8 protein-coding genes are annotated in these 11634 nt (G+C 46.9%); 1 reads left to right on the top strand and 7 read right to left on the bottom strand.

Annotated elements, in window-relative coordinates:
* Positions 1–605, top strand: a 605-nt coding sequence (locus tag VN105_RS15095; RefSeq protein WP_325642311.1) for a nucleotidyl transferase AbiEii/AbiGii toxin family protein, incomplete at its 5' end; no start/stop codon positions are given.
* 120 nt (positions 606–725) lie between these two features.
* On the opposite strand, the gene VN105_RS15100 is transcribed toward VN105_RS15095, so the two are convergent.
* The 7 genes from VN105_RS15100 to VN105_RS15130 all read right to left on the bottom strand — a co-directional run.
* Entirely contained in the window at positions 726–2948 is a 2223-nt protein-coding gene (locus tag VN105_RS15100) for a hypothetical protein (protein WP_325642313.1), read from the bottom strand.
* 193 nt (positions 2949–3141) lie between these two features.
* Complete coding sequence (locus tag VN105_RS15105) at positions 3142–4071, bottom strand: DUF5007 domain-containing protein (RefSeq protein WP_325642315.1); 930 nt, start codon at positions 4069–4071, stop codon at positions 3142–3144.
* 18 nt (positions 4072–4089) lie between these two features.
* A complete protein-coding gene (locus VN105_RS15110) occupies positions 4090–4761 on the bottom strand; it encodes a hypothetical protein (protein WP_325642317.1) in 672 nt (223 codons plus the stop codon).
* Positions 4762–4787: 26 nt separating this feature from the next.
* On the bottom strand, positions 4788–6254 hold the full coding sequence (locus tag VN105_RS15115; protein WP_325642319.1) for a RagB/SusD family nutrient uptake outer membrane protein: 1467 nt from the start codon (positions 6252–6254) through the stop codon (positions 4788–4790).
* Between the two features lie 5 nt (positions 6255–6259).
* The gene (locus VN105_RS15120; RefSeq protein WP_325642321.1) at positions 6260–9805 is read right to left on the bottom strand and encodes a SusC/RagA family TonB-linked outer membrane protein; all 3546 of its coding nucleotides are present in this window, start codon (positions 9803–9805) and stop codon (positions 6260–6262) included.
* Positions 9806–9852: 47 nt separating this feature from the next.
* Positions 9853–11025 carry a FecR domain-containing protein gene (locus VN105_RS15125; RefSeq protein WP_325642323.1) on the bottom strand — a complete coding sequence of 391 codons (1173 nt, stop codon included), beginning with the start codon at positions 11023–11025 and terminating at the stop codon, positions 9853–9855.
* Positions 11026–11101: 76 nt separating this feature from the next.
* Positions 11102–11634: sigma-70 family RNA polymerase sigma factor (locus VN105_RS15130; RefSeq protein ID WP_325642325.1), on the bottom strand; the 533-nt coding region annotated here is incomplete at its 5' end.

The raw sequence follows: 11634 nt of genomic DNA on the forward strand, positions 1-11634 counted from the left end.
TTATCAAAGAGTTTGAAGCCATTGGAATGAAGGTAAGCATTAGAGAGAAAAAGAAAACCAATCAAACTAACATAGACTCCGCATTTCTAAAATCTGAAACCGTTTGGAAAGAACTGATCCTTGATGGAATTATACCACAGGCAGGGGTACAAGCTTCCCCAAGCATAAAAATTAAAATGGAGATAGATCGTAAGCCGCCGCTTGGTTTTGAAACCGACGAAAAGCTTCTATTACGGCCGTTTTCTTTCTATGTGAAATGCTTTACGTTACCGAGCCTCTTTGCTGAGAAAATACATGCACTGCTCTTTCGCAAATGGGGAACCCGGGTGAAAGGCCGGGATTGGTATGACCTCGAATGGTATATCAAAAAGGGCATTATGCTCAACTTACATCACTTTCTGCTTCGCGCGCGGGATACCGGTGACTGGATTGAAGATACCATCACTCAAGAGCAGTTGATTGAGTTATTAAAAACAAAAATCGATGCTGTTTCCTTTAGTAGTATCCGGAAAGATATTGTAAGGTTTATACCTGATGCTTCTACGCTTGACATTTGGAGCCCCCAATATTTTAAAGACCTGGTGGATAAACTAAAGACAAAGTAAACCATTCTCCTAAACTGTCTGCTATATAGCATCGTATTCTTTTTTTGGACAAACACCCAGGAGAGGCAAAGCTTAGGGTATGCCGGGAGAATATCTTAACATTAATCTGCACGGAAAAAACTATTTGGAAACCTCCACCTCCACCACTCCCTTCCCCATCAATCCCTGCTCACTCACCCCCTCTACACTCACCTGAAACCTCCCATATACATCCGAACAGTAAAAACTAACCGTCGCTTCACCATGCTCATCTGTCACAATATCAGGCATCCAGGCAATGGTTTTTCTAAAGTCGGGGCTGCCGCCTGATTCATTAAACTGCGGAGAAACATAGTAACCACCTGCTACTGCCAGGTTAAATTTCTTGAGCAGCTGTTCTTCTGTATATACAGGATAATGATATTTTACTTTTTTCATTTCCCCGGCGGTGAAGGCAAACGGATGCGATGCAATTTCCTGCCGGCGGTTGCCGATATACTCGCTGTATTCCTTTCCTTCCACGGGTTTGGTTCCTCCTCCGCAGGCCGGACAGTTTAAGAGTCCACATGCGCCTACATAATCTGCAGGGCCTTCCAGTTTAGCGAGGCTGTCGAGTTTACCGAGGTATTTGGGCCAGGTCGTTTTAGCGCCTTTGGCGGAGATTTCCACACCAGCTAATGTTTTACTGAACCTGCTGAAAATAACAGCCGTATCAGGGACTTGTATTCTTTTAAGAGAAGGAGGATAGTAAAGTGTTTTGTTTTTCTCTGCAGCGGTAATGGCGGCAAAAGGATCGGCAATGGTTATGGTGAAAGGCTGCCTGCTTTGCCCGGGGTATTTGATATAGAGACGGTTGCCGGTTGCCAGGATTGCGGGATCCAGGAAGAAGCGGCCGGTGCTGTCGGTGCTTAACAAGGTGTTGTTCTTTTCTTCGGCGTTGAATACAAAAAGTAAATTGGGAGATGGGTGGGAGTTGTTCCTCCGTCCCCGGAAACTTATGCTGCCGGCAATGCTGTCGGTGATCACGGGCCTTGTATCAACACCCGGTTGACGCTGGTTGTTCCACAGGTAGCTATCATGTTCCTGTGTAAGTAGCAACAGGTCTAATGCTGCTAACCGGTCTTTATTTTTCCCGTCGAAATAATACCCCGGATCGTCGATCCTGGCTTTCAGCTGGCTGGTAAGCAGGTAATGATTTTCTATGTTTTTGTCATTGTTGTTACTATAAGCATTGTAAAATACGCTTAGGCTAAGCCTTGCGGGAACCGGGATGCCCTGTTCGTTTTTTGTACTGATAGTTAATGAAACTTTCTCCCGGGTGGAGTAATGTTCTTCGTGAAGTTGAAGGCCGATGTTTAATTTTTTATCCGGGAGAACAAACACCAGCCTTTTTGCCAGCGGTTGCAGTTGCTGGTCAAATAGCGTAATAGCTGTAATGCCGCCCGGGCCTTGCGCTACGGGGAGTTTTACCAGCAGGCTGTCTGTGAGCAATGCGGTGGCAGCCGCCTGCATCAGGCCGCGTACCTGGCTGCTGATATAGATCCTTTGGGCAACCATGCCGGGGCTGGCGGTAATTTTAAGAGCCAGGCTGTCGGCGCCGGCTGATCGCACATGCATTACTATGCCGGTATCTGCCGGCTTTGGAAGGGCAATAAAGCTATTGGCTAGCTGTATCGTGTATGTGGCGCCCTGTTGGGGAGTAAGATCAAAACTTCCCATTCCCAGGTGGGTAGTTTCAATGCGTTGTAATGGTTTCCCATTTTTAAGCAGCATGCCTGTAACGTATACTGGTGCGCCATTACCGCCTGTTGCTTTAAAGGCAATACGATTTTTTAACCCGGTAATGAATGTACCTCCTTCAGGAAATGTTTGCAGCTTTATAGAATCATTTGCCCCTGGCCGGAGAGCAATGCTGCCGGAGGAACGTGGTAGTGAATAGGAGTCTTTGATGATGCGTACTTTGCGTAATGCGTAAAAAGGAGCGGGCCCGCGCATAAAGCTATGTGCAGCATATGCCTTCAGCCAGTAGTCGCCTTCTGTAAGATTGCCATCCAGGTAAATGTGACCGCTGGAGGCTCCGTTGCTAATGGGGTAAAGCTGCTGCCATACTGTGCTGTCGCTGCTGGCCCGGGTTAATTTAACGTAAAGCGTCTGATCGGGTGTATACCATACAAAATGTTGCGCGTTCAGCAGGCGGGCATTGAACCACAGGTCTTCGCCGGGCTCATACACTCCCCGGTCTGTTTGTAAGTAAATATTCCCTGCGGGAACAGCTGCTGCCGCTTCTGTTAATGCGGTGGCCAGCTGGTCTGCCTGTGGAAACTGCTGGCCTTTGGAGGTAAGCGGATGAAGTGCCAGCAGCATAAGAACCATAAGTACTGTCTGCCGAAATATTTCCATCTGCTTAAAATAAAAAAAATACTCCGTAACGCGATGGGCGTTTAGGGCAGAGATAAGTTGGCGGGAAGGATCATCAGTCACTATAGTAACTGGCGCTTTTTTAATTGCTCTTTTAAAAAGGGCTGTTTCAGTGATGAAACAGCCCTTGGAGCAAGTATTAATTATACTTCAGCTTAATAGTAACTTTCCAGATACCTTCTTTGAGAATAGACATATCAAACCAGTAGTTGAAATAACTGCCGTTGATTTCACCATTGTTATACATATCAATTCTCAATACCTGCCCGGCAACAAACGGCAGCGGGAACCCGGCTATTTCCAGTTCCAGGTGATCCGGGAACTCGGTGTATTTGGTAGGATTATTCAGGCCCAGGTTATGCCAGTCCTTTAAATCCGTTACACCCGGTGTAGTGGAGTAATCGTATCCAAATAATAATTTCGGATCTACCGGTGAGCCATCTTTCTTTAATACATACACCGTTATTTTATTGCCGGTGTTCGATTGCCTGTCAAATGTTACATCAATACCGGTAAGATTGCCATCAATACCGGAAAAACGGTAGGTATAAGGCAATGCGTAGCTGATATCAAGGGTTAAGGCGGCCTTAATGATCCGCTCGCCGGAACTGTTTTTTACTTTCACATCTATCGTATATTTTCCCTTTGTAAGCTGCAATGTATCTGTAGCTTCGGGATATATCACAATGTTCCCATTCTCGGGGTTAATATCTATTGCAGGGCGGTTTACCTTTTGACGTTTTGTATCCAGCTCCTGCACCGTTTTTTCTTTCCCTGTGTATTCTGCCTGCCAGAAATAGGTATCCACCTTGTAGTCCATCACGGATTGCGCCAGCTTGCCATCTGCGGTGTAAATACCTTCGATAGTGAATTGCAGCGGCTTGGTGGATTCATCGGTTACCATAGCGCCGGATTGTATAAGGGAAGCGCCTACGGCTACTTTAATGGAAGGGTTGGTATACTTGAGCGCCGGGCTTAAGAAACCGTCGTTTTTATCTTTGCTGCACGACATGGCAAACCCGGTAAAGACCAGCCATATTAAGCATTTTATTTTTGCTGATATTTTCATGATAAAAGATGATTGAGATTATCTGAAATATTTCTGTTTCAATCCTGCTGCAAAGCTGGAGCCATTGGTAAGCACATGCACCACGGCGTTGCCGGTGATCATATTATGTGTTTGAATACTGCCGGTAAATTTGATAGAATCCACACCGGGTATTTTTACATGCTCATACTCCAGGAAAAAAGCAGATGTTTGAATAGAGCTGCCCGGGTTTACCCCGCCGCCTTTTCCGTAAATGAACAGGCTGTCGCCGTTAAGCGCCTTATAGTATTTCTGTTTATCCTTCAGGGCCTGTTCAAGTGTTATCTGCACATTGGGAATAATGAACCTGCCGAGTAATTTCAGCAGCGTATCTTTCCCGATAGCATCCAGCGGCCTCAGCGCCTGCCTGTCGTCGGGATTGAAGTTCATCTGCAGCCGCATTACCGCATTGTTGGGGGCTGCAAAGAAGGTGATGTTAGCCTGGTTCACCACCGACTTTGCATCTGTGAGATCGATGATCTTTACCAGGGAGTCAAACATGTGGTTCGACCTGCTTTTCAGGAAATCATACACCGGCATTTTCTTTTCTTCTTCAGATTGCCGGGAAAGACCACCATCTACATAGTAATCATTTTTCCTGCACGACGCCAGTATCAGCAAAGCGCCTGCTGCAAGAAGTATCGCTGTTTTCAGTGAAATAAGTTTGTTCATACTGTATCTTTTCAGAAATGGAGTAATTATTTCCAGTATTCGTTTTGTGTGATCAGGAAGTTGCTTTTAGCGATGATCGTTTGATCAATAGGTAACAGCCACGCACCTTTTTTGAACCAATCGCCGTCTGTTATTTTGGAATCTTTATCGAGCTTTCTTGTTCTTACCAGGTCAAAGAAATACTGACCTTCTCCAAGCAGTTCTTTTTTGCGTTCCAGCAAAATGGTATCCTGCAGGTTGCCGCCTCCGGTATATGGTGCGGCATATGCGCGTTCCCGTACTTTATTGAGGAGTACAATCGCTTCTGCGGTTCTGCCTACTGCAGGCGTAGCCAGGGCTTCTGCACGCAACAGCATAATATCCGGTAAGCGGGTAACTATAATATTTGATTCGTTGATATTTTGTGTAGATGTATCTCCTTTTAACTGCAGCGTTCTGTACTTGCCCAGAAATATCCTGTCTTCGTTAACGCCCTGCAGATAGGTTTCACGGATAAACCAGGTGAACAACCTCGCATCCCGTGCGCCGGGGGTGAACATGGTATTGATCTGTTGCCTGGTAGGGCAAAGCAGGTAACGGTCGCTTCCTCCACCGCCGTCGGATTGGTCGTTGTACCAGGGTCTTCCGAGGGTTCTGTTATACACGCGGTTCTTCTGCACTTCTCTTAAATTGGCATCGAAATTAAATTCAAAGATGCCTTCGGATGATTTACCTACAAAAATGCTGAGCAGGTTAGAAGTGTCAGTAACCAAACTGTAAGGCCCTTTCGTGATTACACTGTCGCATAATTTCTCGCAACCGGCAAAATCCTGCAACCATCCCAGCACATGCGCCTTAATGGCCCAGGCGGCGCCCTTGGTGGCCCTTACGGCCCTGTCGCCGGCGCCATAGTCCAGTTCCAGGTTGGCGATGGCTACATCCAGGTCTGCATTGATCTGGTTGAATACTTCTTCCTGTGGCGTTCTGGATAAGTTATCGGTGTTAACGCTTTTCAGGTTCAGCGGTACATCTCCCCAGAAACGAACCAGGTAAAAATAGGTAAGCGCCCTTATGAAACTGGCTTCTCCTATATGCCTTCTTCTTACAGCGTCATCATAAGTAGTAATGGCCGGGATCTTTTCCAGCAGCAGGTTACACTGTGCAATGGCTGTATAGAACTGGTTCCAGTTACCACCGCCGTTATTGAATAAAGCAGATGCCGTGTTGGTGGCAATATTGGTTTCTACACGCACATTCGAACTTTGGGAATAACTGGAAAATACATCTGCCCGCATATCTCCCATCAGGAAAACCTTGTCCGGCACTACAGTGCGCAGCAATGAGTAGGCGCTGGCAATACCTTTTTCTACATCCGGGGCAGAAGTGATAGCATTTTCAGCAGTAGGAAGTTCTATGATTTCCGGGTCAAGTATTTTTTTGCAGGAAAATAATAATGCGAGGGAGGCAAGCAACACGCATACAAGTTTGTTATTCCGGGTAGTTATTATTTTCATATTGTTTAAAATTCAAAGTTAAAACCGCAGTTGAATTTGTATGGAATGGGATAGCCGTTACCCAGGTCATATCCATATGAGTCCACATTTTCGGGATCTACACCGCTATACTTTGTTAGGATGAACACATTGCTCATACCGCCGTATACCCTCAGCCGCCTGATATTGATCTTGTTCAGCAGGGCGGTGGAAAAGTCGTAGCTGAGGTTCACATTGTTCAACCGGATAAAGCTGCCGTCTTCCAGGAACATGTCGGTATTGATTTCGTAGTTGCCTATGAAGTCGTAGCTCGACAAGCCATAATATCTCCAGGGATTCAGCACGGGATATTTGGCATTGGTATGTTCGGGCGTCCAGAAATCGAGGTCGGAAACATCCAGGAGGTTCCTTTGTCCGCCGGGATAGTTAACATTTTCGCTGGCAGTCCAGCTTACGCCGCGTATACGGTCGGCCTTTACTTTATTGAACACCTTGTTGCCTACTGAATAATTGAAGAATACATCCAGCTGGAGGTTAGCGTTGTTTTTAAAGCGGTAGCTGAAGCTATGGGAGAAGCTTCCGGTAAATTTCGGGTTTGGATCGCCGCTGTATACCCTGTCGGAGTTATCCAACACGCCTATCCTTCCGTCGCCGTTTACATCCAGGATCCGGATATCGCCCGCGCGGTATGGGTCCTGCGAGGCAAAACCGCTCACGTTGGGATAAAGTTTTTTGCCGGTATATTTATTAACGGGAACAGATGCATCGTCGGGATATACGCCGAGGTATTTCATGAGATAGAACCCGTTCAGGGGACGGCCTATCTGCAGGTAAGGCTGGCCTACGGCATAGTTGCTCCGCGATACGCTTCTGCCGAAGTCGGGCAGCTTGGTCAGCTCATTTTTGTTGATGGCGCCGATAAAGGTTACGGAGTACTGGAAGTTTTTACCGGGTTTGGTAACATAGCCGGTAATAGCTGCTTCATAGCCGTAGTTGCGTACTGCACCGCTGTTGATATACCTGGAGGCATATCCGCTGGTGCCGTTCAGTGCATCGGGAAACAGGAAGCCGTCTGTTTTTTTATCATAGTAATCCAGCACCATGGTGATGCGGCTGTTCAGAAATTCAAGGTCCAGCCCCACGCCACGGTCCTTGGTTGTTTGCCAGGTGAGGTCAGGTAAGGTGATACCGTTGCCGCCTGCGTAGTTGGGCGCCAACAAAGGAATGCCGTTATAAGTAGCGTTATCGCCGCTTTTGGTAACATAGGCGCCTACGGCCAGGTAGTTATCTTCATACTGTGTACCGGATTTTCCCATGCTGGCCCTGATCTTTCCGAAATTTAACCAGCGACCTATATTGTTGCGTACAAATTTCTCTTCTGTAAATACCCATCCCGCTGAAGCAGAAGGAAAATATCCCCATTGGTTGTCTTTACCGAACTTGGAAGAACCATCGGCGCGAACCACGCCCTGGATCAGGTATTTCTTGTTGAAGTTGTAAGACAGTCGTGAATAATACGATAACAGGCCATACTGCAGGTTATGCGTTTCCAGTTTAAGGTTTGCCTGCGGGTAACCGAGGATCACCTGTTGCGCATCGCTGGGACCGCCGGTGGCAGCGCCGTAGATGTTGTTGTTTTCACTGGTGTTAATGGCGTTACCCACTACGAGATCAAACGAATGTTTTGATTGAAAGGTATGGTATAAGCGTAGAAATGTTTCGCTGAGCAGGTTTACTTTTTCCTGTGAATAATAAGAGGCGGCTGCCTTCAGGTCCGTCCTGGTGGCGGAAGGTTCAAAGGTGCGTGTACGGTAAAATTCATAGTTGCCCGATGCCCTGGAGGTAATGTTGAGGAATTTGAATACATCGTAGCTCACTTCAAGCTGCGCCAGGGCTCTCCTGGTAAGGTCAATATTTACACCCTTATTATAAGATTCAAGGAAAGCATCGAAAAATCCGCTATTGGGGCCCGGACGAAAGGACGACGAAAAGTTATTTCCTACTACGGCGGCGTTGTAGGTATCACCTCTTTTCTGGCTCGCATCTGTTTGGCTGAGGTTAGCCCTGCCGGTTACAGTTAATTTGGGAGATGGCTTGAATATACCGTTATACGTTAATGAAAAACGGGAGAAGCCCGATCCGAGTACAATACCTTTTTCTTTGTAATAATCAACGCCCAGTCGGTAGCTGGCATTTTCAGTAGCCCCGCTGATGCCGAGGTTAATATTCTTCAGATCAGCATCACGGAAGTAGAGCTTCTGCCAGTCGGTGGAGTTGTTATAAAAACTGTTCAGGCTATCCGTCAGTTCAATGGGCATATCGGTGGAACCGCCGCCTACTTTGGCTGATTTATATTGATTGAACAGCGCAATTTTAAAATCGCGTTCTGCTTTCCCGCCTAATGTTTTACGGAGGGAGGGATAATAGCTCAAACCATATTGTGTATTTAAGGATACAATAGGCTTACCGATCTTTCCGCGTTTGGTATTGATGATGATAACGCCGTTGGCGCCTCTTGATCCGTAAATGGCAGTGGCAGATGCGTCTTTCAATACGTCAACAGACTCCAGGTCGAACGGGCTGAAACCTGCCAGTACACTGGTGATGGCCTGGCGTGGATCGGAAGGGTTGAACACATCCTGTTCCAATGGCACACCATCAATAATGAATAAGGGCGTACTTACCACACCGGAGTTGGCGGAGTTGGAAAAGGATGCAAGTCCCCTGATCTGTACCATGCTCCTGCCTCCTGGCATACCGGAGTTGTTCTGAACAACCAGTCCGGGCGCTAAGCCCTGCAGCAGCCCTTCAATAGAGCCGGAGGGCTTGTTCTGCAATTGTGATCCCTTAATGGTGGAGATAGCCGAAGTGGTTTCCCTTCTTTTCTGGGTGCCGTATCCAACGGTTACATTCACCTCCTGCAGTTGTGATGACGATGGTTGCAGCGTGATCAGCAGGTTCTGTAAGGTACTCCTTACCAGCTGGCCTTTAAACTCTTTGCCGGCAGTAGTTAATACGCCGTTGCTCAAACGAAGCGTTAAGCTGTTAAAGCCGATGGAGGTGATAACGATGGTGGCGTCTTCAGGAACGCCGTTAATGGTAAACCGGCCGTTCTCATCTGCATTGGCGCCTCTTTTTGAGCCCTGTATCATCACTGTAGCGCCAATGATTGGCTGGTTATCGGGGCTCAGGATCCTTCCGGACAGCGATACCACGGCTGCCTGCACCGGTGCAGGACGGGCCGTCGTTACCGTCACAATTTTATCGGTGATTTCAAATGTGAAAGGCTGATCTTTAAATACTTCTTCCAATGCTTTCTGCAATGGCGCTTCTTTGATATTAACGGTTACCGGTAATGCATTTTTGGTAAACCGGGCATCAAAAACAAAAGAATAGTTTGTTTGGGCCCTGATGGAAGCGAGTACCTGTTCAAGTCCTGCGTCGGTTACGTGCAGGTTCACCTGTTGTGAGTACACAGGGGCGGCCGTTGCCAGCGAACAGAAGGCAGCAAGCATCAGGCTGCAGGCATAACGCTTCCAATGGCCCACAAAGTGGCCACGTTTAATTTCCATAAATGTGATTTTAAAGGATTGACAGTTGGTTGATAAAAAATCGGTTATTAATGCGCGGTTAATACCCGGTTATTGCTCAGTTTTAATTTTATATCACTTGTTTTCTCTATGGCATTCAACAGCTGGGGCAGTGGTGTGCTGCGGGGCAGCTGTCCATATAATCTTGCATTTGGAAGCGATGAATAATCCACTTCAATATCGTACCAGCGTTGCAGCTGGTGGGCAACGGTATGCAGATCGGTGTCTGAAAAATAGAACATGTCCAGCATCCAGGAAACATCTTCCCGGGTATCTGTTTTACTGATTTTCAGCTGGTTGTTTTCCAGCGTGGCCTGTTCGCCGGGGCTAAGTACTTTTGCCGCCGTACCATTCCGGGGATCCACTTTTATACGGCCTTCCACCAGGGTTGTTTTAGTATACGGCTCGTCCGTATATGCCTTTACGTTAAAGGCCGTGCCGAGTACAGAAACAGTTTGTTTTCCTGTTACTACAATGAATGGATGGCGGGCATCTGTGGCTACATCAAAATAGGCTTCGCCGGTTAACTCTACCTTTCGCTGGCCATCGCTGAAAACAGTTGGATAACGGAGGGAGGAAGCGGCGTTTAAAGAAACCCTGGTGCCATCCGGAAGTACAATTTTATAATACTTTCCCCGTGGCGTGGTAAGGGTATTAAACACCACTTCTGTCACTGCTGTGTGGTTTTCCGGTGCGGTATAGGTAAGCGCACCTTTTCCACTGTTCACTGCCTGTGTACCTTTTTGTTCAATAATTTGTTCTGTTGCTGTACTGTCGAGCGGTACCTGCCGCCCGTCCGACAGGGTAAGCATTACATGTGCCTTTGCTGCCGGCTGTGGTATAGCCTGTGCAATTTCCCTGGCTGGTTTTGCCGGAACAGTCCGGGTTACTAAATGATACGCTGCCACTCCTAATAACAGTGTTACGCAGGCGGCGGCCACCCATGTTGTTTTCAGTTTAAATACGTTGGCGGAACGGGGCTGGTTTATTTTATTAATACGCTCCAGCAGGGCATTTGCCTGCGGTTCAGTAAATACATCTTCCTGCCCTTCTGTTTGCCCGGCGCCCCATTCAAACAGGCTGTTATAAAGCTGCCTTGCTGCAGGATCTGCCAGTAAAACAAATAACTCTTCCCTCTCTTTTTCGGAGATGCTGTTGTTAACGGCTTTATGGTATAAGTATATTAACCGGTCTTCCTGCATAATAGCGGCTTAAAGTCTGTTCCTGATATATAAGACAGTAAAGGAGGTATAAAAGGAGATATGGAGATGAAAAAAATTATTTAAAAAGACGGAAAGCCAGGAGTGATAACAAAATTGTTTCCCTTACATACCGGGAAATAAACCTGATAGCCAGTTGGTTATACTTCTTTACAGAGTCTGTAGATAAATTCATGCGATGGGCAATTTCCGGGTTCCGGTATCCCTGGGCCCGTAATAGAAAAACCGTTTTCTGTTGCATGGGCAGGGCATCAATCGCTTTGTCCAGCATGTCGAGGCGGTTATCATGATGTTGTTTATCTTTCTCGCGAAGCGCATGAAGGGTGTATTGTTGCTGTTTCTTTCTTTCGGTCACCATACTGGTAACATAATTAAGGGTATGATTGCGCAGGAGAATAAAAAAGTAGGCGTTAAACTGTTTTACTGAAATAAGTTTTTCCCGGTCTTTCCACAGCTTCACAAACAGATCCTGAAGTATTTCCTCGGTTTGTTCCCTGGAGCCGGTAATGGTGTAAACAATACGCCCCGCCTGGTTCGCATAGCCATGAAAAAGCCTGGCAAATGAATGCTGGCAACCGCCGGCAATTTGCG

This window comes from Chitinophaga sp., assembly GCF_035564935.1.
GTDB lineage: Bacteria > Bacteroidota > Bacteroidia > Chitinophagales > Chitinophagaceae > Chitinophaga.